We start from the raw sequence: 22,225 nt of genomic DNA on the forward strand, positions 1-22,225 counted from the left end.
GTGGGGTGAGGAGCGCGAACGGGGGCGCTCAGCCCGGCAGGCGATCGAAGACGCTGGCGAGCAGGTGGTTCAAACGCTGCCGCTCGAGCTCATCGATGCCAGCGAAAGCGTGGGCAAGGACACTCTCGGCGATCGCCCAGGCCTGGTGGCGCAGAGCCTCGCCTTTGGGCGTCAGGCTGACTTCGGTGACACGGCGGTCGCTTAGACTCGGCCGTGTCTCGACCAGCCCGTCCTTCGCCATGCGTTGGACGATCCGCGTGGCGGTGCTGAGCTTGATCACGCAGGCATCGGCGATGGCGGAAACGCTGACACGACGATCTTCGTAGAGCGTCATCAGCACACGATAGCTGGGAACGTCGATGCCGATCCGCTCCAGCGCTGTCTCCATGGTCTGGAAATAGCGGCCGGTGACGCGCGCGATCCAGTAGAACGGCCATTCGGCACGATGGAAATGCACATCAGCTTGCGGTGCTTCGGTCATCGCCGCGAGATTCCGCAATTCGGCGGCGATGTCCAGCAGGTTCGAGATGCACGACCGTGTGCGACCGACTTACCGTCGTCAGGCGGTCTGCTGCCTCAGCGCGGCCGCGACGTTCGCCGCCAGGACGCTGTCGCGCTCGCCGAGGCTGAGGGCTATGTCGAAATGGTTATGATGCGGCATGGCGACCGTTTCGCCGCGATGTCCGGCATCGGCCCAGGCCGCGGCGTAAGCTGAGGTCTGGCGACGAAATTCGCTGGTCTCGAGCCCGCCGACAGCGCTGATCAGCGTCGTCGACGAGCGGCTGGGGATATGGTGCATGGGGCTGTTGCGATCGATCATCGCATCGTCGAGCGAGAGCCAGCTATTGACCTCGATGTGACGAAGCGGCTCGAGCTCGTGCAGGCCGGAGAGGTCGAGCGCGACCTCGATCACATCCTCTGGCATGCCGTAAGCGGCATGCCAGCCGCCGGCGAGCAGCATTGCGGTGAGGTGTCCGCCGGCCGACGAACCGCCTACCGAAACTCCGCCGAAGCCGTAGCGCGCCCGCTCGCGATGGAGAAAGCCAAGGGCGGCGCGGGTTTGGCGCACGATCTCGTCGAGCGAGGCTTGCGGCGCCAGGGTGTAATTCATCACCGCGACGGCAAAGCCTTGCGCCTTCAGGCCGGGCACGACGAAGGCATTGTCGTCCTTCGAGGTCGCCCGCCAATAGCCGCCATGGATCCAGAGGAAGAGCGGTGCGCCCGGTTCGGCGGGATAGATGTCGAGCGTCTCGCCGCTGGCCTCGTCATAGACGATGTCGGCGATGCGCCGATGCTCCCGCTGCGCCGTTTCGCTGCTCGCGAGGTAGCGTGCATATTCCGCGTCGAAGGAGGCGACGCTGCCGCGCGCATCGTATTCGCGCGCCAGGGTCGCCCTGTCCATGCCGCGATAGAGGATCGGTGCCTGCGTCATCCTTCCGCCTCCGTCAGATGCCGAGATAGCGCTTGGCGAGATCCGCCTCGCGATCGAGCTCGCCGGGCGTGCCTGACCAGACCACGCGGCCCTTCTCGACGATGTGGTGGCGGTCGACCAGCGCGGCCATCTCGCCGAGGTTCTTGTCGATGACGACGATGCTCTGCCCCGCCTGCTTGAGCTGGTGCAGGCAGCGCCAGATTTCGGCGCGGATCAGCGGCGCCAGTCCCTCCGTCGCCTCGTCGAGGATGAGCAGGCGCGGGTTCGTCATCAGCGCCCGGCCGATCGCCAGCATCTGCTGCTCGCCGCCCGACAGCGTCCGCGCAGACTGCCGGTGACGCTCGCCGAGGCGCGGGAAGAGCGCCACGACCCGCTCGAGCGTCCACGCATCGCTGCTTTGCGTGTCGGCGCGCGCGGTGGCGACGAGGTTCTCCTCGACCGTCAGCGATGGGAAGATCCGCCGTCCCTCCGGCACGAGCCCAAGTCCCAACCGCGCGATCGCGTGCGGCGCGAGGCCGGCGAGCGTGCGGCCTCCGAAGCTGACACTGCCGCCGGTCGGACGGGTCATGCCCATGATGGCGCGCACCGTCGTCGTCTTGCCCATGCCATTGCGGCCGATGAGCGAGACAACCTCGCCGGCCCGCGCGACCATCGACAGGCCGAACAGGACCCGGCTCTGTCCATAGCCGGCTTCCAATGCCTCGATCGTCAGCATGGCCGATCCTCCCCGAGATAGGCGGCGCGGACTTCCGGATGCCCGCGAACCTCCTCGACCGTGCCCGTGAACACGACCCGCCCATAGACCAGGACGCTGATGCGGTCGGCCAGCGCGAAGACAGCATCCATGTCGTGCTCGACGAGCAGGATGGCATAGCGGCGTTTCAGGCTCTGGAGCAGCCGGGTCAGGCTCGCCGATTCCTCCGCTCCCATCCCCGCCATCGGCTCGTCGAGCAACAGCAGCTTGGGCTGGCGGGCCAGCGCCACCGCGATCTCGAGCTGCCGGCGCTCGCCATGCGCCAGCTCCGCGACCGTGCGGTCGCCCTGCGCTGCAAGGCCGACCTGATCGAGCCAGTCCCGCGCCAGCTCGAGATGGGCGGCATTCCGGCGCGGATTGGACAGCATGTCGAAGGAGCCACCATGCCGCGCCTCGATCGAGAGCAGTACGTTCTCGACCGCGGTGAAGTCGGGGCAGAGTTGCGTGATCTGGAAGGTGCGGCCGAGGCCGAGCCGCGCACGCGCTGGCGCCGGCAGTCCGGTGACGTCGCGGCCGTCGAACAGGATGCGCCCGGCATTCGGCCTGATCTCGCCGCAGATCTGGGTGATCAGCGTCGACTTGCCGGCGCCGTTGGGCCCGATCAGCGCGTGCAACTCGCCGGGGCCGACTTCCAGCGAGACATCGTCGGTCGCGACCAGCGCGCCGAAGCTCTTGCGAAGCTTTTCGATCGCAAGGACGGGCGTCGCGGCGATCCGGGGAAGGGCATCAGTCACGACGGCCTCCGAACAGGCGGCCGGTGATGCCACGTCGGCCGAACAGTGCAACCAGCGTCAGGATCGGTCCCATCACGATCATCCAGTGCTCGGTCCAGGTCGAGAGGAGTTGCTCGAGCGCGATGAACACTGCCGTGCCGGCGATGGGGCCGAGCAGGGTGCCGAGCCCGCCCAGCACGACGATCGCCATGAACTCGCCGGACTTGCTCCAGGCGGCCATGTCCGGGGTGACGAAGCGCGCATAATTCGCCCACAGCACGCCGGCGAGCCCGGTTCCGACCGCTGAGATCACGAAGGCCGCAAGCCGGAACGGGAAGGGGCGGATGCCGAGATTGATGGCGCGCCGCTCGCTCTGGCGCAGCGCCTGGAGGACGAGGCCGAAGCGCGAGTTGACGATCGAGGCGCAGATTGCCGTCCAGGCCACGAGCAGCGCCAGACAGAGATAGTAGAAGGTCTGCGGCCGGGCGAGATCGATCAGTGGCAGTTGGTTGCGCCGCTCCAGCATCAGCCCGTCGTCGCCGCCATAAATCTGCAGCGAGACCAGGACGAAGAAGACCATCTGCGCGAAGGCGAGCGTGATCATGATGAACTGGACGCCGCTCGTTCGCAGCGCCAGCGCGCCGACCACCAGGGCGATGAGCGCGCAGACAAGGAGCGCGAGCGGCCAGACGATCAGGGCGGCGTTCGTGCCCGACCAGCCGAACAGCGGATCGCCGCCGAAGGTGTGGTGAGCGACGATCCCGACCGTGTAGCCGCCGAGGCCGAAGAACATGGCGTGGCCGAAGCTGACCATCGCCCCGTAGCCGATGATCAGGTCGAGGCTGACCGCGGCGATCGCATAGATCAGAATGCGGTTCGCAAGGCCGAGCAGGGCCGGGCTGCCGCTCGCATCGGCAGCGGGCGGAACGGCCAGGAAGAGTGCGAGGCCGAGCAGGATCGCCATCGTGCGCAAGGGGAGGCGCATCTGTCAGCTCCGCGCGGGCAGGAGGCCGAGGGGCCTCACGAGCAGAACGATCGCCATCAGGACGTAGATGCTCGCCGAAACGAGGCCCGCGCTGAGCGTATCGGCGACCGAGGGCGGCAGCAGCATCTGCAGACCTTGGGGCAGGTAGGCGCGGCCGAGGCCGTCGACCATGCCGACCAGCAGAGCCCCGACGAGCGCCCCGCGGATCGAGCCGACGCCGCCGATGACGATGACGACGAAGGTGGTGATCAGCACCCTCTCGCCCATGCCGATCTCGACCGCGAGCAGCGGCGCCGCCATGACGCCGGCCAGTCCGCAGAGCAATCCGCCGAGACCGAAGACCAGCGTGTAGAGACGGCGGATATCGACGCCGAGCGCAGACACCATCTCGCGGTCGTCGGCGCCTGCCCGGACCAGCATGCCGAGCCGTGTGTGGTTGACGAGGAGCCAGAGGCCGATGGCGACGAGGCCGCCGACGCCGATGAAGGCCAGGCGCATCAGTGGATAGTCGAGTCCGGGAAGGACAGCCACCGAACCCTGCAGGAAAGGCGGGATGTCCATCAGGGGCGGGCGGCGGCCAAAGATCAGGCTCACCGCCTCGTTGGTGAACAGGATCAGCCCGAGCGTCGCCAGCACCTGATAGAGATGATCGCGGCGATAGAGCCATTGCACGACAGCGAGCTCGAGCACGACGGCGTAGAGCCCGGCGCCGGCCAGGGCAGCGGCGATGCCGACGAGAAAGGACCCGCTCTTCAGCACCGCAAAGGCAGCGCAATAGGCGCCGACCATGTAGAGAGAGCCGTGGGTCAGGTTGATGACGCCCATGATACCGAAGATCAGCGTCAGTCCGGACGCCAGCATGAACAGCATGGCGCCGTATTGCAGGCCATTCAGGACCTGCTCGATCAAGAGGATCATCCCCGGACCGCCCCTTTATGGATTGAGAACGCCGCCGCTCGACCGCCGGCGGCGCGCGACGTCAGTCGATCTTGCAGCGCGCGGCGTAGGCGTCGCCGTAGTCCTCGGCGACTTTCCTGATGATCGTCTGCACGATCTCGCCGGAGGCGTTCTTCGCGAACTTCGTCAGGTAGTAGTCCTGGATCGGGTGCTGGTTCGGCCCGAGTGAGAACTTGCCCCGTACCGCCGTGAACTGCGCCTTTCGCAGGGCGTCGCGGAACTCCGCCTGTTTGCCGATGTCGCCGTTGACCGCCTTGAGCGCGCTGCCGATGAGGTTGGCCGTATCGTAGGCCTGCTGGGCGTACATCGTCGGGGTGCGCGAATAGGCCTTGCGAAAGGCTTCGACGAAGGCCTTCGACGCGGGATTGTCGAGTTCCGTGGTCCAGACCGCGGAAGCATAGATGCCGTCGGCGGCCTCGCCGGTGGCGCCGATCATGCGCGCATCCATCGAGAAGCTCGGGATCAGCATCGGAACGGACTTCGACAGGCCGGAATTGGCATATTGCTTGGCGAAGTTGATGCCGGCGCCGCCGGGATGGAACTGGTAGATCGCGTGGGGCTGGAGCGAACGCACGCGCGCAAGTTCGACCGAGAAATCGGTCTGGTCGAGCTTCGTGTAGATTTCGGCGATGATCTCGCCCTTGAAGGTCCGCTTGAACCCTTCAAGCGCGTCACGCCCGGCCTGATAGGCCGGTGCGAGCAGGACGACGCGCTGGTAGCCCAGCCGATTGGCGGACAGGCCCGCCGCCTCGTGGAAGGCATCGTTCTGGTAGGACGCGACGAAATAGTTGCGGTTGCACTTCTCGCCGGCGAAGACCGACGGCCCGGGATTGAGGCTGACATAGAAGCCGCCCGCTTCGAGGACGCCTGGCACGACTGCCGCCAGCACGTTCGAGAAATTGACTCCGGTGAAGAGCTTGATGCCGGACTGTACCATGCGGTCGGCCGCCTGCTTGGCATTGGCCGGCTTCAGGCTGTCGTCCTCGATCTCGAGCTTGACCGGCACGCCGCCGAGCGTGCCGTCTTTCAAGGCAAGCTGGAAGCCGTCGCGGATGTCCTCACCGATGTAGCCTGCCGGGGTCGAGAGCGTGGTGATGAAGCCGATCGTGGTCGGCGTCGCCGCGCCGCTCTGGGCGCTGGCCGGCGTGGCCAGAGTCGCGGCGAGGAAGGCCGCGGCGATGGCCGGGCGCGATAAGGCTATCCTTGTCATCTAGTCCGTCCCCTCTTGTTTCGTTGGAATAAAATCAGCCGTCTCGACTCGTCACACCGCCACGACCGGATGGCGGATCGTGCCGATGCCGTCGACGCCGGCTTCCACGATGTCGCCCGGCCAGAGCCATTCCTGCGGTGTCCTGCCGGCCCCAACGCCGTCCGGCGTGCCGGAGGCGATGATGTCGCCGGCTTCCAGCGTCATCGCGGCGCTGATGTCGGCGATCAGCGTCGGGATCTTGAAGAGCATGTGGCGCGTGTTCGACTTCTGCTTGATCTGTCCGTTCACGGTCAGCCACAGGTCGAGCGCGTGCGGGTCGCCGATCTCGTCGGCGGTGACGATGCAGGGCCCGAAGGGTGCGTAGGTGTCCTGTCCCTTCGAATAGATCCACTGTCCGGCGCGGCGGTTGTCGCGCGCGCTGACGTCGATCAGCACGCTGTAGCCGAAGACATGGGCGAGGGCGTCGGCCTCCGAGACGCGCCGGGCGGTCCGGCCCATGACGACTGCGAGCTCGACCTCCCAGTCGAGTTGCTGGGTGATCGCCCGGTTGTGCTCGATCGCATCGCCCGGCCCGATGACGCTGGTCGGTGGCTTCGAGAAGATCACCGGCTGCTTCGGCAGTTCCTTGGATGTGTCGAGCGTGCGAGCCGATTCCGCGACATGCTCGACATAGTTCAGGCCGATGCCGAAGATGTTCTTGCGTGGGCGCGGGATCGGCGCCAGCAGCCGGACATTGCCGAGCGGCAATGCCGCGCCCACCAGCCAGCGCCCGCGTTGATCGTCGAGCGCCTGGCGCAGGGCCGCCAGGGCGGCCGGCCCGAGCTCGATGAATGCGAGCATGGTGGAAGGGAAGCCCAGTCCGGCCTTGGCACCGAGCTGCTCGACATCGACGACGAGATCGTCCTCGATCACGCCGAGGCGGGCCGCAGCGTCGACGACGCTGCGATAGGTCACGAAACGCATGATTGAAGGTCCTCAGGCCGTCAGGGGCTGCTGTCCGCCGTTTTCGCCGAAGGCCTCCTCGCGGTAGAGGCCAAGCGCGTTCATCACCGGCATGTCGTTGAAGCAGAACAGGACGGTGTCCTCGCTGCCAGAGGCGTTGGCGTGCTCGTGCCAGGCCCAGGCCGGCACGCAGAAGATGTCGCGCTCCTGCCAGTCGAAGCGCTTGCCGTTGATGATCGAGTAGCCTTTGCCCTTTGCCGCCTGGTAGATGAAGCTGCCGGTGTGGCGATGGGCCTTGGTGCGCTCGCCGGGGCGCAGCAGCTGCATCGATGCGCCGATCGTCTGCATCACCGGCCCGCCGGTTACCGGATTGACGTAGTTCATCAGGATGCCGTCGAAGGCGGAGCCGTCCGTGACCTTGGCGTAACGCTGCAGTGCCTCGTAGGTCGGCGCCCATTCGTATTTCAGCAGCGGCGAATAGGGCTTGTCCCATTGTGTGCCGTAAGGGCGCAGGCCCGGGTTGCCCCAGGTCCCCGTGGCGTCGTCGACGGGATAGCCGACTGCCTGCTGCAGATCCTCATGGACGGCGTAGAAATTGGCTTCGAGGGTGTTGACGAGCGGGATGTCGAGACCGTCCTGCCAGAGACAGGGCGAGCCGTCCGCGGCGACGCCGTGCTCATGCCAGGTTCCGTTCGGCGTCAGCACGAAGTCGTTGGCGCCCAGCGTCATCTTGTGGCCATCGACGATGGTGTAGGCACCCGAGCCTTCCATGATGAAGCGCAACGCCGAGGCCGAATGAGCGTGAGCCGAGGCGACTTCGCCCGGATTCATCACCTGAAGGCCGGAATAGAGCCAGCCCACGGCTGCTGAGACGTCGCGACGGCCCGGATTGTTGAGATAGATCACCCGCCGCCCCGCCTTTTCCGGCGTGACGAGCTCGATCGAGCGCAGCACGTGCTCGCGCAGATCGCGATAGCGCCACAGCACCGGCTCGGACTTCGATTTCGGCTGCCAGGGCTCGATCTTGTTGGCGACGGTCCAAAGTGCGCCGGCTTCGAGGCGTTCGAGCTGATCGTAATAGGCCAGCAGCTCCGGCGTGTCTTCGACGTTCGCGCGACCGGCGACGTCCTCGCGGTGGTTCTCTCGGGAATTGGACATGCGAGCCTCCCTTCGGATCACGATGGGGTTTATATGGCATGACATATTTTCGAAAGAAAGATATTTTTGCGTTAGACTTCGCGCTGGTGTAGAGCCAGAGGGGAAAGACGAATGAGGAGACACCGGGTGCGTGTGGGGCGAAGCGGAGCACAGCCGGCGAATGACGAGATCCTGGATTCTCAGGGCGGGGCCGCGACCTTGGCAGAGGCCGCCTATCGGCGCCTGCGCCAGGATATCGTCGCCGGCGTCTTCGCGCCGAGCCAACCCTTGCGGCTGGAGCTGCTCAAGCAGCGCTACGGGCTGAGCTTCTCACCTCTGCGCGAGGCCCTGAATCGGCTCCAGACGGAGCGTCTGGTCGCGACCGCGCCGCTGCGCGGCTTTTCGGTCGCCCCGGTTTCGATCGAGGAGATGTGGGATGCGACCGAGACGCGCATCCTGGTCGAGTGCGAGGCGCTGCGTCGTTCGATCGCCCATGGCGATGACGATTGGGAGGCCGGCATCGTTGCCGCCTTCCATGCGCTCGATCTGCAGGTTCGTCGCAAGGCAGCCGCAGGCGGAATTGGCAATGACGAGCTGATCGCGCTCGAGACGCGGCACCAGGATTTCCACCGCGCCCTGATCGCCCGTTGCCGGTCGCGTCGCCTGATCGACATTGCCGACCAGCTCTATGTCGAAACGCAACGCTACCGCCTGCCGACGCTGGCAGGCCAGAATCCCGCCGCCAGCCGCGACGTGGCGCTCGAACACCGTCAGATCATGGAAGCGACGCTGGAGCGCCGTGGCGACGAGGCCGTAGCGCTCCTTGCCGCGCATTACCGCAAGACCTCGACCATCGTCGAAAGCTATATGGAGCGCGCGCCGGCCAAGTAAGCCGGCGCGCCATTCCAGGGGTCAGGGCAGGAGCTTCCAGCCGCCCTGTTCGCTCTTCACTAGAACGCGAGAGCGCTCGTCGACACCGAAGCTGCTTTGCGGCGTGAAGTTATAGACGGCGTGGGTGCCGACGACCTCCTTGCTCGACATCAGCGCCTGGCGCAGCGCCTCCTTGAAGGCGGGTGTGCCGGGCTTGGCACCGCTCTCCAACGCCCGCCTGGCGGCATCGGTGAACACGACCCAGCCGTCGAAAGCATAGGCGGAGAAGCCGTCCGTCGGCTTGCTGCCGTTCGCCTTCTCGTAAGCGGCTCGATAGGCCAGCGCGACCGTCTTGATCGGATTGTCGTCCGGCAGTTGCTCGGCGACGGCGACCGGCCCGGTCGGGCAGATCAGGCCATCCGCAGCCTTGCCGGCGACGCGCAGGAAATCCGTGCTGATCATGCCGTTATTGCCGTAGATCGGGCCCTTATAGCCGCGTTCGCTGAGCGCCAGCACGGGTAGGGCGCCCGGCGTGGCGGTGCCGCCGACCATGATCGCGTCGGGGCGGGCTGCGGTCGTCTTCAGCACCTGCGGCATCACCGAGGTGTCGGTGCGGGCATAGCGCTCGTTGTTGATGACCTTGATGCCGGCTTCCTGTGCCGCCGCGGTCAGCGAATTGTACATCAGGTCACCGAGCGCATCGCTGAAGCCGATGAAGCCGGCGGTCTTGACGTTGCGCTTCTTCATATCCGCGACGACGCCTTGCGCCAGCAGCATCTGTGGGTGCGGGATCTGCACGACCCAAGGGCCGCCATCGCCCTTCGCCGGCTCTGCGATCGGCGAGATCGCGACCATCGGCACCTTGAGCTCGGTGGCGACCGTCGCCATCGCCACTGTCTGGGGAGCGCCTGAGGTGCCGATCAGGAAATCGACTTTCTCCTGCTCGACGAGCTTGCGGGTATTGCGGACCGCGGCCGTCGGGTCGGAGGCGTCGTCGAGCTGGATGATGCGGATCGTCTCGCCGCCGACCTCGCTCCTATAGGCTGCGCCCGCCGCGATGCCCTTGGCGTTGGGGATGCCGATCGACGAAATCGGCCCGCTCAGGCCGGTGACGAAGCCGACCACGATCTCCGCGCGTGCGGACGTTGCAGCAAGTACGAGCGAGATGGCCGTCGCGGCGGCGCAGATCCGGTGACGCATCGAGATTTCCCCTGTTGCTGATGGTGATCGTTTGGAGCGTCGCCATTCGCGGCACGCCATCTGCATCTGCGTGGCATGGCCTCGTCCAATCGCAGGATATTTGCGACCCTGCGGTTTACGTGACGTGGCCGTGCGCGGTGGGACAATCCGTGCCTGAACAATCACTGTCAAGTTTTTCGATGAAATGGAATTCTTACGAAAATATGTGAAAGAGGATATCGTGAGGAATCTCAAAGCCTTGCCTTAGAGGCGGACAGAGCAAAAGCAGGGTCTCGCCCGGTGGCAGGCTTGACGTGAATTAGTTAAGGCATAAAGTAATTGACGGGAGAGCCTGAAGACCGTGCGGTTCGGCTCGTGCGCCCCGAGGGGAGGGAGCGTGCATCGAGCGGTTCCGCCGTCGGCTCGGCGTGGAGGGATCGATGGCGGAACGCTCATTTGCGCGCGAGGTCGAGGATCTGCGCCTCGGCGAGGGCGAGATCTTTCGTGGCGAGGGCATCCTCGCCATCACCAAGGCGCTTCTGCAATCCGGTGTGTCCTATGTCGGAGGTTATCAGGGCTCGCCTATCTCCCATCTGATGGACGTGCTGGCCGACGCCAAGGACGTGCTCGACGAGCTCGGTGTCCATTTCGAATCCTCGGCCTCGGAAGCGGCCGCCGCCGCTTCGCTCTCGGCTTCGGTGATGTACCCGCTGCGTGGCGCCGTGACCTGGAAGTCGACGGCCGGCACCAATGTCGCCAGCGACGCCTTGACCAACCTGGCCTCGGGCGGCGTGACCGGCGGTGCGCTCATCATCCTCGGAGAGGATTACGGCGAGGGCTCCTCGATCCCGCAGGAGCGCAGCCACGCCTTCGCGATGAAATCGCAGCTCTGGCTGCTCGACCCCCGTCCTAACCTCGAATCGATCGTCAAATCGGTCGAGGACGGTTTCGAGCTCTCCGAAGCCACCAACACGCCGGTCATGCTGCAGGTCCGCATCCGCGCCTGCCATGTCCACGGCCAGTTCGTCGCCAAGGACAACCGCAAGCCCGCCTTCACCATCCGCGAGGCGCTGGAGAATCCGCAGCGCGATCTCAACCGCATCGTGCTGCCGCCGGCCTCGATGCTGCAGGATCGGCAGAAGCTGGAACAGCGTTGGCCGGCGGCGGTCGATTTCATCAAGCGCCACAGGCTCAACGAGTTCTTCGGCCCCGATGCCGGCGAAATCGGCATTGTCATGCAGGGCGGAATGTACAATTCCGTGATGCGTGGGCTGCAATATCTCGGCCTGGCCGACGCCTATGGCGACAGCAAGATTCCGCTCTACGTCCTCAACGTCACCTATCCGCTGGCGGACGACGAGGTCGCCGATTTCTGCCGCGACAAGCGCGCCGTGCTGGTCGTGGAGGAAGGGCACCCGGAATATATCGAGCAGGCGATCGGCACGGTGCTGCGCCGCCGCGGCATCGCGGCCAAGCTCGCGGGCAAGGATGTGCTGCCGCTCGGAGGCGACTATACCGCAGCGGTGCTGAGCAAGGGCATCGGCGCCTTTCTCGACCAGAACGCTCCGCACCTGCTCGGCAACCGCCCGCCGCTGCCGAGCGCGGATGCGATCGTTGCGGCTGCCCCCGTCCAGCAGCTGGTCGAGATCGTGCCGCCGCGCCCGGCCGGTTTCTGCATCGGCTGTCCCGAACGGCCGATCTTCGCGGCGATGAAACTCGTCGAGAAGGAACTGGGCGCGCATCAGATCTCGGCCGATATTGGCTGCCATCTCTTCTCGATCCTGCCGCCTTTCAATCTCGGCGGCACGACGATGGGCTATGGCCTGGGGCCCGCTTCAGCTTCAGCCTTCAATGTCGAGGCCGGGAAAAAGCCGATCTCGATCATGGGCGATGGCGGCTTCTGGCATAACGGCCTGTCGTCGGGCGTCGGCAACGCCGTCTTCAACAAGCAGAACCAGGTCATCATGGTCGTCGACAACTATTATTCGTCGGCGACCGGTGGGCAGGACATCATGTCTTCGCGCGCCGACAATGACCGCCGCTCCACCAAGAACCCGATTGCCAGGGCGGTGCGCGGCATCGGCGCCAAATGGGTGCGCGAGATCGACCGCACCTATGACGTGGCCAAGATGCGCGACACTCTGAAGGCGGCGCTGACGTCGAAGGAGGAGGGGCCGAAGATCATCATCGCCTCATCCGAATGCATGTTGAACAAGCAGCGCCGTGTGAAGCCGCTGTTCAACAAGGCGGTCAAGGAAGGCAAGCGCTCGGTCAAGCAACGCTTCGGCGTGGACGAGGATATCTGCACCGGCGACCATGCCTGCATGCGTCTCTCCGGCTGCCCCTCGCTCTCGGTCAAGCATATCGACGACCCGCTGCGCGACGATCCCGTCGCAGCGATCGACAACAACTGCGTCGGCTGCGGCAATTGCGGCGAGGTGGCGGAAGCTGCCGTGCTCTGCCCGTCCTTCTATCGCGCCGACGTCATCTACAACCCGACGCGGCTCGATCGCTGGATGGCGCGGCTGCGCGGCGCCGTGATCGGCTATCTCCAGCGCCGCCGCGATGCGCGCCGGGTGGTGTTCTCGTGAATGCCGTGATGCCCGTAAGCCCTGCCGGTTTGCCAGCCTTCGACCGCCCCCTGTCGATCGCCGTGCTCGCCATGGGCGGCCAGGGCGGCGGTGTCCTGACCGACTGGATCGTTGCCGCAGCCGAACACGCCGGCTGGATCGCGCAATCGACCTCCGTGCCCGGCGTGGCCCAGCGGACCGGTGCGACAATCTACTATGTCGAAATGCTGCCGCCGCGCGACGGACGCCATCCCGTGCTCTCGCTGATGCCGACGCCAGGCGATGTCGATGTCGTGGCTGCCGCCGAATTCATGGAAGCCGGCCGCGCCATGCTGCGGGGCCTCGTCACGCCGGACCGGACGACGCTGATCGCCTCGACCCATCGCAGCCTGGCCGTGAGCGAGAAGGAAAAGCCTGGCGACGGCATCGCATCCTCCGAGCCGGTATTCGAAGCTTCTGATTTCGCCGCGCGCCACGCGATTCAGTTCGACATGCAGGCGCTGGCGGAGCGGAACGGCAGCGTGATCTCGGCCGTGATGTTCGGCGCTCTGGCCGGGTCCGGCGTGCTGCCGTTCCCGCGCGAGACCTTCGAAGCCGCCATCCGCGAGGGCGGTAAGGGTGTCGAGCCCAGCCTGCGCGCCTTCGGAGCCGGCTTCGAGCGGGCCTCGCATCCGGCCGAGACCGCTCCTGTGCCCGAAGCGGAAGCCCCGCCGCCGGTCCCGACGAGTGTCGGCGTGCCGCAGCTCGATGGTTTGCTGGCGCGTATTCACGGCGAGTTTCCGGAGACCGTGCGGCCGATGCTGTTCGCCGGCGTCAAGCGCCTGACGGACTATCAGGATGTCGCCTATGCCGGCGAATATCTCGATCGGATGCGGGATTTGCTGGCGCTCGACCGCCGTCATGGCGGGGAGGTTGCAGGCCATGCCTTCACCGATGCCGCCGCAAAATATCTCGCCGTCGCCATGGCCTACGACGATGTCATCCGCGTCGCCGACCTCAAGACGCGGGCGTCACGTTTCGAGCGAATCGACAAGGAGATCGGCAAGCGAGACGACCAATTGCTCTACATGACCGAGTTCATGCACCCGCGCATGGAGGAGGTCATCGGCACCATGCCGAAAGGGCTTGGCCTTTGGCTCGAAGGCAAGCCCGGCCTCGTCCGCCTGCTGGACCGCGCGGTCAATCGCGGCCGCCGCGTCAAGACGGGTCATGTCAGCTGGTTCCTCTCGCTCAATCTCGTCGCGGCGCTGCGCCCCGCGCGCCGGAGGCTGCTGCGCCATGCGCGCGAGACGGCTCATATCGAGGGGTGGCTAACCCTGGCTACGCGGATCGTCGCGCAGGATTATCCGCTCGCCGTGGAGGTCCTGGGCTGCCGGCGGCTGATAAAGGGCTATTCCGACACCCACGCGCGCGGCGAGTCGAAGTTCGACCGGGTCCTGTCGGCAGCGCCCGGCCTTGTCGGCAAGCCCGACAGCGCCGGCTGGCTGCGCCGCCTGCGCACCGCGGCATTGGCCGACGAGCAGGGCGAGGCATTGGCGGGCGCGCTCATGACGCTGGAGCACGCCTTCGAGGCGTGAGCGTCATAGAGCGCGAGCGGCGACCTCGTGGGCAGTGTCCTAACGCTGCGGGTCGCTCCTGTTGGCGATCAATGCGCGCTTGAGCAACGCAAGCTTCTTGCCGATCTCCTCGATTTCCTCTTCGGGGAATCCAGCCATCGCATCCGCCAGCCAGGCGTTGTGCTTTTTGGCCATGCGGCGGAATTTCTGCCGGCCTTCGATCGTCAGGCAGATGATCTGGATGCGCCGATCCAGATTGGAGGGGCTGCGGGTGACGAAGCCGTCGGCGATCAGGCGCTCGATGATCGGCGTGACATTGGCCTGCGAAACCATCAGCCGCTTTGATAGTTCGCCTTGCACCAGACCGCCGGGCTCGCGGTCGAGCTGCGCCAGGATGTCGAAGCGCGGCAGGGTGAAGTTGAAGTTCTCCCTGAATTGCCGACGCAATTCGGCTTCGATCAGGGTCGAGCAAGCGAGCAGCCGCAGCCAGAGGCGCACTTCGCCCCGGTGATCCTGATCGCCGCCGGACCGCTCGCCGAGGCGGAGATCGTCCAGATCCTCTTGGATGCTCAATGCATAATCCTTTTGAGCTTTAGCCGATCGGTCGGCCTCATATCCGTCATCGCTGATATCGCGCAAAAACATGCGCAGTGGAACCAATCTTTTTGCCGGAAGCGCGTTTGATGCTCGACAGCCCCGATGGTGCTGGTTATGAATTAATTAGTGCCTTAACTAAATGCGAGGGCCCATGTCGCGGTTCGTTCCCCTGCGGTCGAACGATCTCTCGCCAGCTGTCTGGCGTCATACTCTTGCGATCCATTTCGGCCATTGCGACCCGGCCGGCATCGTCTATACGCCGCAATATTTCCATCTGTTCAATACCATCCTCGAAGAGTGGTACGGGCAGGCGCTCGGCATCTCCTATTACGATTTGATCGGCGCGCGTCGTACCGGCCTTGGCTATGCCCACGCCTCGGCCGATTTCGCGATGCCGGCCCGCATGGGCGAAACGCTGGAGGTTGCCGTCGTCATCGAGGCGCTCGGCCGCAGTTCCGTGACGCTGACGCTGCACGCCTTCAAGGATGGGGTCGAATGCGCGCGGGGGAATTTCGTCACCGTCGTCACGTCGCTGGTCGATCACAAGGCCATGCCGGTCCCCGACGATCTGCGCGCGGCCTTCGAAGCCTACCGCCGACGCTGCAGTGCTGCAGAGCAGCCGATGCGCTCGGCGGGTTGAGGAGGCAGGGCGGTCCCCGCCCCCTCAGCGCTTCACCTGATAGCCTGACTTCTCGCGGTCCCAGGTGTTGGGATGCAGGCCGCTCTCGCGCAGCGTCGGCTTGCTGATCTTGCCGTTCTCGGTCAGCGGCATCGCCTCGACGAAGGTCAGGAAGCGCGGCAACGCGAAATAGGCGAGCCTGTCCTCGCAATGGCGCAAGATCTCTTCCGGCGTCAGCGCTGCGTTCGGCTCGAACTGGATCGCTGCCGCGACCTCGTCCTCGCCGAGTTCGGAGGGCAGGGGATAGACGGCGCAGGCGCTTATCGCGGGATGGGCGAGCAGGATCTGCTCGACCTCCCAGGAGGAGACGTTCTCGCCGCGCCGGCGGATCGTGTCCTTGATGCGGTCGATGAAGCGGTAATGGCCGCCGGGCTCGCGCAGGACGCGGTCGCCGGAATGGAACCAGAGATTGCGCCAGGCTTCGACCGTCTTCTCGGCCATGTTGTAGTAGCCCGTGGCGAAGGAATAGGCCTCGGTCGGGCGCAGCAGCAATTCGCCCGAGACGCCGTCCGCGACGGGCGCGTCGTTCTCGTCGACGATGCGCGCCTCGATGCCATCAGCCAGATAGCCCAGGCTGCCGGGATGGTCGGAGGGGATCGGGCTGGCGAAGGCGAAATTCGTCTCGGTCGAGCCATAGCCGTCGAGCAGCGGTACGTTGAACCGCTTCAGGAAGACGTCATGGAAACGAGCCGGCACGCCGCCGCCGAGCGCGACGCGCAGCTTGTGTTCGCTATCCTCGGGGCGCTCCGGCTGTGCCAGCAGGATCGCCGCCATGGCGCCCAGCAGATAGCCGACATTCGCCTCGTGGCGCCGGATCGAATCCCAGAAGCGCGAGGCCGAGAATTTCGGCTCGAGCACATAGGTGCAGCCGTTGATGATCGCCTGGTAGAAGGCGTTGAGCGCGTTGGTGTGGAACAGCGGCAGCGTCGTCAGCAGCGTCTCGCCCTCGCGGATATCGAGCGCGCGGGCCGAATAGACGCCCCACCAGAACATCTGCGCCTGCGGGCAGCAGACGCCCTTGGCGGGGCCCGTCGTGCCGGAGGTGTAGAGGATCGCGACGGTGTCGCCGGGCTTCACCGCTCCTGGCGCGATGCCTTCGCCCAATGCCGGCAGGCCGGTCCAGTGGGCGGGCGCGTCCGACGGTGCTTCGTCGCCGACGATCCAGACCTTTTCGGGCAGCAGCTTTGCGTCGATCGTGCCGAGCGCCGGGATGGAAGCGTCCTCGACCACGAGGAGGGCAGGGCCGGCATTGCGCAGCACATGTTCGAGCTGGCCGCCGCGCAGCGCCAGGTTGATCGGCACGGCGATGATGCCGAGCCAGGCGCAGCCGAGATAGATTTGCAGGAATTCCGGCCGGTTCGAGCACAGGATCGCGACGCGGTCGCCATGGCGCAGGCCCACATCGGCGAGCGTCCGGGCCGAGGCCGCTGCGATCCGGGCGGTATCGGCAAAACTCCAGATCGTGTCGCCGAAGACGAGGAGGCGGCGATCACCATAGCGTTCGGCCTGACGCTGCAGGAGGATCGGCAGCACGCGTTCCGCCGGCTGGAACCGCTTCACCGCATCGGCCGACTCCAGCGGATTGCGATCGAGGTCGCCCATGCGGTTCTCCCATCTCTCGCGAAAGCGATGCGCCCGATGTGGCGCGGGTGTCGTTCTGCAAATTTAGTTCATGCTTGAAGTAATTTGGCAAGTGGCTATCGCGCGTGAGGCAAGATAGCTTTATAGATGAGAAGCTTCCAATCCGGAGAAAGCTTCATGGACGTTCTTGGCCGCTTCTCGTCGCCGCATGACGCCTTCCAGAACGCTGCTCTCCGATCGCCGGGTGCGCCCTTCCTCGTCGCGCCCGCGAGCGCCCAATTGCCCTATGCGCGTGACGGTTTCCGCCTCGCCTACGGCGCGGTCGGAGTGCAGGTCGAAGCGGCGAGGGCAGCTTACGCCCGCGCCGGCTACGGGCGTGGCGCGCGGGTGGCGCTGCTGCTCGACAGCCGCCCGGAATTCTTCGTGCACTGGCTCGCGCTCAACGCGCTCGGCGTGTCGATCGTGCCGATCAATCCGGATCTGCGGCCGGAGGAGCTCGCCTTCCAATTGACCCTTGCCGATGTCGACCTTGCCATCGGGACGGGAGATCGCATTGCGCCGCTTGCCCGTGCGCCCGAATTTGCCCGTTTCCGGCTGATCGAGCTCGGCGCGCCCGTTCCCGATTGCCGCAAGGCGGTGACGGCGCAGGCCGGCGATCTTGCGGCGGAATGCGCGCTGCTTTTCACCTCGGGCAGCACGGGCAAGCCCAAGGGCTGCATCCTCTCGAACCGCTATTTCCTGCAGGTGGCGCAATGGTATCACGGCCAGGGCGGCATCGCCGCCTTGCAGCCTGAGGGCGAGGTCAATCTCACGCCCCTGCCGATGTTCCATATGAACGCGCTGGGCTGCAGCGCTGTCGGCATGATGGTGCAGGGCGGGGCCGTCGTGCCGCTCGACCGCTTCCATGCCAGCCGCTGGTGGGCGAGCGTCGCCGATAGCGGCGCGACCATCATCCATTGCCTCGGGGTCATCCCGGCCATCCTGCTGCAATTGCCGCCGAGCCCGGACGAGCGCCGCCACAAGGTGCGCTTCGCCTTCGCGCCCGGCGTCGATGTGCGTCATCGCGCTGCCTTCGAGGAACGCTACGGCATCCGCATCGTCGATGCCTGGGCGATGACCGAGACCGGCGGCGCCGCTGCGACCACCACAGCCAAGGTCCCCTCCGGTTTCGGCGCGCGCTGCATCGGCGAGCCGGCTGCCGGCATGGAGTACCGGATCGTCGACGAGCAGGGCGGCGACGCCGGAGTGGGGCAGGCGGGTGAGCTTCTCGTCCGCGCGGCCGAGGCGGATCCGCGCGCCGGCTTCTTCAGTGGCTATCTCGACGATCCCGTCGCGACCGAGGAGGCCTGGCAGGACGGCTGGTTCCATACCGGCGACTTCGTCCAGGCTGGCGACGACGGCCTGCTCTACTTCTTCGACCGCAAGAAGAGCATCGTGCGGCGCAGTGGCGAGAATATCGCCGTCCTCGAGGTCGAGTCGGTATTGCAACGGCAGGAGGGTGTGCGCGCCACGGCCGTGACGCCGGTGCCCGACGAACTGCGCGGCGAGGAGGTCTTCGCCTTCATCGTCGCCGACGACGTGGCGGACAAGACTGCCTTTGCCGAGCGGATCGCACGCGAGAGCGCGGCGTTGATCGCCTATCACAAACTGCCGGGTTATGTGGCCTTCGTGCCGGAACTGCCGCTCTCGGCGACGAAGAAGCTCGCGCGCGGCGAGATCAAGCAGCTCGCCGCCAAGGCGGTGAGCGAGGGCACGGCCATCGACCTGCGCGCCCTCAAGGCCGGGCTGCGCAAGCATTGAGGCGCAGCCCAGGGGCGCTGGTTCAGGCGCTCGCCCCGACCAGCGCCAGCACGCGCACCGGGCTGCCCGAGCCGTTCACGATCTTGAGCGGCGTCGCGATGATGATCGCGCCGGTCGGCGGCAAAAGGTCGAGATCGCGCAGGCATTGCAGCCCGTAGCGCCCGCCGCCATGCAGGAAATGATGCGCGGGGAAGGGCGGCTCCAGATGCGCGGCCTGGCCGGCATCGGTGCCGATGGTCTCGGTGCCGAAGCCGATGATGCCGCGCTCCTCGACCAGCCAGCGCATCACAGCAGAATCCGGCCCCGGCGTATGCGGGCCGCCCTCGCCGAGATTGGCATAGTCGCGCCCCTGGCGCTTCGACCAGTCGGTGCGCAGCAGCACCCAGTTGCGCTCGGGAATGCGGCTGTGGCGCGCCTCCCAGGCCTCGACATCGGCGATGCTCAGGAGGAAGTCCGGATCGGCCGCGGCCTGCGCCGAGCAGTCGATGACGCAGGCCGGCGCGATCAGGTCGCGCACCGGCAGGGTGTCGACCGCGTTGTTGGGCAGGTCCTTGCCGGTGAACCAGTGGATCGGCGCGTCGAAATGCGTGCCGGTATGCTCGCTGAGCGTGATGTTGTTCCAGTACCAGGCGGGGCCGGCGGCATCGTAGCGCGAGATCTGCTCGACCCTGAGCGGCGAAGCCTGGCCGAATTCGGGCGGCAGCACGATCACCGGGAAATCCGGGCTCAGCGTGAAGGTGAGGTCGATTACCTTCACCGAGCCGTCGGCCAGCGCGGAGGCGAAGGTCGTGAGGTCGAAAGCGGCCATGGCAGGCTCCTGTCGAGACGATGAAGTCGTTGAATCAGCCCAGTTCGCGTTCGAGCGCCTTGGGGTTGGCGGCGAGGCGGCGGTGGACATCCTGTGCCACGTCGCCGACGAACACCTCTTCCAGCCCGTTGCGCAGGCCCGAGACGATCGCCTCTGCGACGGCGCGCGGCGCCACCTTCGGCGGCGGCAGGGTCTGGAACCAGTCGCCGTCGATCGGCCCGGTGAAGACGTTCATCACCTTGACCCCGCCGCTGCGCAGTTCAGCGCGCAGGCAGTGGGACAGTGAGAGGCAGCCGGCTTGGGCCGCGGCATGGGCTCCAAAGGGAGGCCAGTTCGCCAGCGCATAGACGGAGAGGACATTGACCCAGGCGGCGGCGCTGTCGATGCCGTCGGCGCCGCGCATCCGCATGGCCGGGCCGAAGCTCTGGGCGAGATGCACGAGACCCATATAGGTCTCGGCCAGCTCCATCTGGAAGAAGCTGGTGCCCTGGCGGTCGGTGAGTCCGCCCGGCCGCACGAACTCGGCCGTATTGACCAGGATATCGGTCTTGCCCGCGATGTCGGCGGCGAGGTCTCTGACCGAGCGCTCGTCGCCGAGATCGAGCGGCACGAGCTTGACGGCGGGCAGGGCGCGCAGCCGCTCCTCCTCCGGGAAGGGCTTCCAGTTGTCCGGCACGCCGACATGGACCGTCCGCGCTCCGGCCTTGACCAGGGCATCGACGGCGGCAAGCCCGACTGCGGAGCGCCCATTCGTCACCAGGATGCGGCGGAATTTCGGGTCGGCGGTGAGTTCCCGCCATTGCCGGTCATCCTGCATCGCCGGAGTCTCCTCTTGTGGCTTGGCGAAGGCGACCGCCTGTCCGCTCTTGTCGAGCTGCAGCGAGAGGCGCACCCGCTCGCCTTCGACGCAATCGCCGTGGAGATGGGAGACCAGGATCGGGCCGCAGTCCAGCTCGACCAGGCCGATGCGCCAGGGCGCCCGCTCGCGGAAATAGACGTCCGCCGGTACCAGCACCAGCGTCTCCGACACGAGCTTGCCGCCGTTCGGTGCATCGACGAAGGGCAGTTCCGTCGACAGGCATTGCGGGCAGATGTCGCGCGCCGGATAGCAGAACGTCCCGCAATGGGCACAGCGCTGCAGCGCGAAACGGCCCTCCGCCGCGGCGTGTGTCAGCCCGTGCGAGGTACGGCTGCGTGCCGCCGGCGGCTGCGAGGGAAGGCGCGTCCGGTTGAGCGGACTGCGCTTGCGCGGGGGTGAGAGCGGCTCGGTCATGCCGATGGTCCCGTGAGGATCGCGGCGCCGGAAGACAGCCCGCGGTCATAGTTGATCATGCCGAAGCCGGAGGCCAGCGCCGTGCACGCGCCTTCGACCTGGGTCGGGCCAGCCATGCCGAGGACCTGGCGCAGGGCCTCGGTCATCCCGAGATAGCCGCCGCCGGCTCCGGCCTGGCCGACCGAGAGCTGGCCGCCGGAGGTGTTGTGCGGGAAGTCTCCGCCGATGGTGAGATCGTGCTCGCGGACGAAGCGCGGTCCCTCGCCCTTGGCGCAAAAGCCGAGATCCTCGAACTGCATCATCACCATGAAGGGATAATCATCATAGGTGAGGACGACGTCGATCTCGTCCGGCCGCAATCCCGCCATGCCGTAGAGATCGGAGACGTCCATCGCCCAGCCGCCGCGGGTCTGGACGACGTCCTCGGCGAAGGCGTTGTGGCGCTCGATCGTGCCGGCGATCCGGGCCGCCGGCAGCTTGAGCGAGGCCGCGATGTCCTCGCGCATGACCAGGAAGGCCTCGGCGCCGGCGCAGGGCATCACACAGTCGAACAGGTGGATCGGGTCGGAGATCGGCCGCGCCGCCATATACTGCTCCAGCGTCAGCGGAGCCTTCATCAGGGCATGCGGGTTGCGCAGCGCATTCGCCCGCTGCGAGACGGCGATCCGGCCGAAATCCTCCCGCGTCGCGCCAAAGCGCGTCATGTAGTGCCGGGCGATCAGGGCGAAGCTGGCATTGGCGCCGCCGGCGCCATAGGGATAGGCGGCATCCTGGGCGAAGCGGGAGAAATTCTCCAGCGTGCGGCGGAAGGTGTCGACCTGGTTGGTGTCGCCGGCGATGCAGGCGACGACATCGGCATCGCCGGCCTGGACGGCGCGCGCCGCCTTGCGCAGGCCGGCGATGCCGCTGACGCCGCCAAGGGGGATCGTGTCGAGCCAGCGCGTGCTCAGCCCGAAATGCTGGGTCAGCGCGACGGCGGAGTCGGGCTGCAGCGTGAAACTGGACACCACCAGACCGTCGATCGCGCGCTTGTCCAGACCCGAGGTCTCGACGAGTGCCTTCAGCGCCCGGCCGATCCACCATTGCGCGCTCTCGATCGAGTAGCGCTCATAAGGGATCGTCACTGGCGCCGCGACGACCACGCCGTCATAGGGGCGGCGCAGCCTCGCCGCTTCGCTCATC

Annotated in this window: 20 protein-coding genes; 5 read left to right on the forward strand and 15 right to left on the reverse strand. The window is 66.4% G+C overall.

The genetic code is table 11. The features are described from left to right. Positions 1-28: 28 nt before the first annotated feature. The 9 genes from AC1DS0_RS01125 to AC1DS0_RS01165 all read right to left on the reverse strand — a co-directional run bounded on the left by AC1DS0_RS01125 (position 29) and on the right by AC1DS0_RS01165 (position 8,151). A complete protein-coding gene (locus tag AC1DS0_RS01125; protein WP_476812562.1) occupies positions 29-481 on the reverse strand; it encodes a MarR family winged helix-turn-helix transcriptional regulator in 453 nt (150 codons plus the stop codon). A 78-nt stretch (positions 482-559) separates the two neighbouring features. Next, entirely contained in the window at positions 560-1,432 is an 873-nt protein-coding gene (locus AC1DS0_RS01130; protein ID WP_476812563.1) for an alpha/beta hydrolase, read from the reverse strand. 13 nt (positions 1,433-1,445) lie between these two features. Beyond that, on the reverse strand, positions 1,446-2,147 hold the full coding sequence (locus AC1DS0_RS01135) for an ABC transporter ATP-binding protein (RefSeq protein ID WP_476812564.1): 702 nt from the start codon (positions 2,145-2,147) through the stop codon (positions 1,446-1,448). Then, complete coding sequence (locus tag AC1DS0_RS01140) at positions 2,141-2,920, reverse strand: ABC transporter ATP-binding protein (protein WP_476812565.1); 780 nt, start codon at positions 2,918-2,920, stop codon at positions 2,141-2,143. Before AC1DS0_RS01140 ends, AC1DS0_RS01135 begins: the two co-directional genes overlap by 7 nt. Next, positions 2,913-3,884, reverse strand: a complete 972-nt coding sequence (locus tag AC1DS0_RS01145) for a branched-chain amino acid ABC transporter permease (RefSeq protein ID WP_476812566.1) — start codon at positions 3,882-3,884, stop codon at positions 2,913-2,915. Before AC1DS0_RS01145 ends, AC1DS0_RS01140 begins: the two co-directional genes overlap by 8 nt. A gap of 3 nt (positions 3,885-3,887) precedes the next feature. Then, complete coding sequence (locus AC1DS0_RS01150; RefSeq protein WP_091829591.1) at positions 3,888-4,802, reverse strand: branched-chain amino acid ABC transporter permease; 915 nt, start codon at positions 4,800-4,802, stop codon at positions 3,888-3,890. 61 nt (positions 4,803-4,863) lie between these two features. Then, entirely contained in the window at positions 4,864-6,051 is a 1,188-nt protein-coding gene (locus AC1DS0_RS01155) for an ABC transporter substrate-binding protein (RefSeq protein WP_476812567.1), read from the reverse strand. Positions 6,052-6,102: 51 nt separating this feature from the next. After that, entirely contained in the window at positions 6,103-7,014 is a 912-nt protein-coding gene (locus AC1DS0_RS01160; RefSeq protein WP_476812568.1) for a fumarylacetoacetate hydrolase family protein, read from the reverse strand. 12 nt (positions 7,015-7,026) lie between these two features. Next, complete coding sequence (locus AC1DS0_RS01165) at positions 7,027-8,151, reverse strand: cupin domain-containing protein (RefSeq protein WP_476812569.1); 1,125 nt, start codon at positions 8,149-8,151, stop codon at positions 7,027-7,029. A 126-nt stretch (positions 8,152-8,277) separates the two neighbouring features. On the opposite strand from AC1DS0_RS01165, the gene AC1DS0_RS01170 reads away from it, so the two are divergent. Next, complete coding sequence (locus tag AC1DS0_RS01170) at positions 8,278-9,021, forward strand: GntR family transcriptional regulator (protein ID WP_476812570.1); 744 nt, start codon at positions 8,278-8,280, stop codon at positions 9,019-9,021. 21 nt (positions 9,022-9,042) lie between these two features. Here the strand turns inward: AC1DS0_RS01170 and AC1DS0_RS01175 are convergent, their stop codons facing one another. Beyond that, positions 9,043-10,200 carry an ABC transporter substrate-binding protein gene (locus AC1DS0_RS01175; protein WP_476812571.1) on the reverse strand — a complete coding sequence of 386 codons (1,158 nt, stop codon included), beginning with the start codon at positions 10,198-10,200 and terminating at the stop codon, positions 9,043-9,045. Between the two features lie 419 nt (positions 10,201-10,619). Between AC1DS0_RS01175 and AC1DS0_RS01180 the strand changes: the two genes are divergently transcribed. Both AC1DS0_RS01180 and AC1DS0_RS01185 read left to right on the forward strand, forming a co-directional pair. Next, entirely contained in the window at positions 10,620-12,770 is a 2,151-nt protein-coding gene (locus tag AC1DS0_RS01180; RefSeq protein ID WP_476812572.1) for a thiamine pyrophosphate-dependent enzyme, read from the forward strand. A gap of 8 nt (positions 12,771-12,778) precedes the next feature. Further along, positions 12,779-14,326 (forward strand): indolepyruvate oxidoreductase subunit beta family protein, encoded by a 1,548-nt coding sequence (locus AC1DS0_RS01185; protein WP_476812573.1) that lies wholly within the window; start codon positions 12,779-12,781, stop codon positions 14,324-14,326. Between the two features lie 39 nt (positions 14,327-14,365). On the opposite strand, the gene AC1DS0_RS01190 is transcribed toward AC1DS0_RS01185, so the two are convergent. Continuing rightward, positions 14,366-14,950: a MarR family winged helix-turn-helix transcriptional regulator gene (locus tag AC1DS0_RS01190; protein WP_476812574.1), complete on the reverse strand. Its 585-nt coding sequence runs from the start codon at positions 14,948-14,950 to the stop codon at positions 14,366-14,368. Positions 14,951-15,053: 103 nt separating this feature from the next. On the opposite strand from AC1DS0_RS01190, the gene AC1DS0_RS01195 reads away from it, so the two are divergent. After that, a complete protein-coding gene (locus AC1DS0_RS01195; protein ID WP_476812575.1) occupies positions 15,054-15,542 on the forward strand; it encodes an acyl-CoA thioesterase in 489 nt (162 codons plus the stop codon). A gap of 24 nt (positions 15,543-15,566) precedes the next feature. On the opposite strand, the gene AC1DS0_RS01200 is transcribed toward AC1DS0_RS01195, so the two are convergent. Further along, positions 15,567-17,183 (reverse strand): ATP-dependent acyl-CoA ligase, encoded by a 1,617-nt coding sequence (locus tag AC1DS0_RS01200; protein WP_476812576.1) that lies wholly within the window; start codon positions 17,181-17,183, stop codon positions 15,567-15,569. A 156-nt stretch (positions 17,184-17,339) separates the two neighbouring features. On the opposite strand from AC1DS0_RS01200, the gene AC1DS0_RS01205 reads away from it, so the two are divergent. Further along, complete coding sequence (locus tag AC1DS0_RS01205) at positions 17,340-18,962, forward strand: AMP-binding protein (RefSeq protein ID WP_476812577.1); 1,623 nt, start codon at positions 17,340-17,342, stop codon at positions 18,960-18,962. Between the two features lie 22 nt (positions 18,963-18,984). Here the strand turns inward: AC1DS0_RS01205 and AC1DS0_RS01210 are convergent, their stop codons facing one another. From AC1DS0_RS01210 to AC1DS0_RS01220, 3 genes are read right to left on the reverse strand one after another with little or no spacing between them, the layout of a single operon-like run. Next, a complete protein-coding gene (locus tag AC1DS0_RS01210) occupies positions 18,985-19,770 on the reverse strand; it encodes a cyclase family protein (RefSeq protein ID WP_476812578.1) in 786 nt (261 codons plus the stop codon). Between the two features lie 34 nt (positions 19,771-19,804). Next, a complete protein-coding gene (locus tag AC1DS0_RS01215; protein WP_476812579.1) occupies positions 19,805-21,043 on the reverse strand; it encodes an SDR family NAD(P)-dependent oxidoreductase in 1,239 nt (412 codons plus the stop codon). Then, the gene (locus AC1DS0_RS01220; protein ID WP_476812580.1) at positions 21,040-22,224 is read right to left on the reverse strand and encodes a thiolase family protein; all 1,185 of its coding nucleotides are present in this window, start codon (positions 22,222-22,224) and stop codon (positions 21,040-21,042) included. The genes AC1DS0_RS01215 and AC1DS0_RS01220 overlap by 4 nt, the downstream gene beginning before the upstream one ends. Position 22,225 lies beyond the last annotated feature (1 nt).

This window comes from Allobosea sp. P4_H5, from assembly GCF_056400825.1.

Excerpts from the sequence above, each read along its gene's own strand:
- AC1DS0_RS01215 (WP_476812579.1), bottom strand. The coding sequence starts at position 21,043 with ATGACCGAGCCGCTCTCACCCCCGCGCAAGCGCAGTCCGCTCAACCGG.
- AC1DS0_RS01185 (WP_476812573.1), top strand. The coding sequence starts at position 12,779 with ATGCCCGTAAGCCCTGCCGGTTTGCCAGCCTTCGACCGCCCCCTGTCG.
- AC1DS0_RS01220 (WP_476812580.1), bottom strand. The coding sequence starts at position 22,224 with ATGAGCGAAGCGGCGAGGCTGCGCCGCCCCTATGACGGCGTGGTCGTC.
- AC1DS0_RS01175 (WP_476812571.1), bottom strand. The coding sequence starts at position 10,200 with ATGCGTCACCGGATCTGCGCCGCCGCGACGGCCATCTCGCTCGTACTT.
- AC1DS0_RS01155 (WP_476812567.1), bottom strand. The coding sequence starts at position 6,051 with ATGACAAGGATAGCCTTATCGCGCCCGGCCATCGCCGCGGCCTTCCTC.
- AC1DS0_RS01125 (WP_476812562.1), bottom strand. The coding sequence starts at position 481 with ATGACCGAAGCACCGCAAGCTGATGTGCATTTCCATCGTGCCGAATGG.
- AC1DS0_RS01130 (WP_476812563.1), bottom strand. The coding sequence starts at position 1,432 with ATGACGCAGGCACCGATCCTCTATCGCGGCATGGACAGGGCGACCCTG.
- AC1DS0_RS01150 (WP_091829591.1), bottom strand. The coding sequence starts at position 4,802 with ATGATCCTCTTGATCGAGCAGGTCCTGAATGGCCTGCAATACGGCGCC.
- AC1DS0_RS01165 (WP_476812569.1), bottom strand. The coding sequence starts at position 8,151 with ATGTCCAATTCCCGAGAGAACCACCGCGAGGACGTCGCCGGTCGCGCG.
- AC1DS0_RS01135 (WP_476812564.1), bottom strand. The coding sequence starts at position 2,147 with ATGCTGACGATCGAGGCATTGGAAGCCGGCTATGGACAGAGCCGGGTC.
- AC1DS0_RS01180 (WP_476812572.1), top strand. The coding sequence starts at position 10,620 with ATGGCGGAACGCTCATTTGCGCGCGAGGTCGAGGATCTGCGCCTCGGC.
- AC1DS0_RS01200 (WP_476812576.1), bottom strand. The coding sequence starts at position 17,183 with ATGGGCGACCTCGATCGCAATCCGCTGGAGTCGGCCGATGCGGTGAAG.
- AC1DS0_RS01190 (WP_476812574.1), bottom strand. The coding sequence starts at position 14,950 with ATGTTTTTGCGCGATATCAGCGATGACGGATATGAGGCCGACCGATCG.
- AC1DS0_RS01210 (WP_476812578.1), bottom strand. The coding sequence starts at position 19,770 with ATGGCCGCTTTCGACCTCACGACCTTCGCCTCCGCGCTGGCCGACGGC.
- AC1DS0_RS01160 (WP_476812568.1), bottom strand. The coding sequence starts at position 7,014 with ATGCGTTTCGTGACCTATCGCAGCGTCGTCGACGCTGCGGCCCGCCTC.
- AC1DS0_RS01195 (WP_476812575.1), top strand. The coding sequence starts at position 15,054 with ATGTCGCGGTTCGTTCCCCTGCGGTCGAACGATCTCTCGCCAGCTGTC.
- AC1DS0_RS01145 (WP_476812566.1), bottom strand. The coding sequence starts at position 3,884 with ATGCGCCTCCCCTTGCGCACGATGGCGATCCTGCTCGGCCTCGCACTC.
- AC1DS0_RS01205 (WP_476812577.1), top strand. The coding sequence starts at position 17,340 with ATGGACGTTCTTGGCCGCTTCTCGTCGCCGCATGACGCCTTCCAGAAC.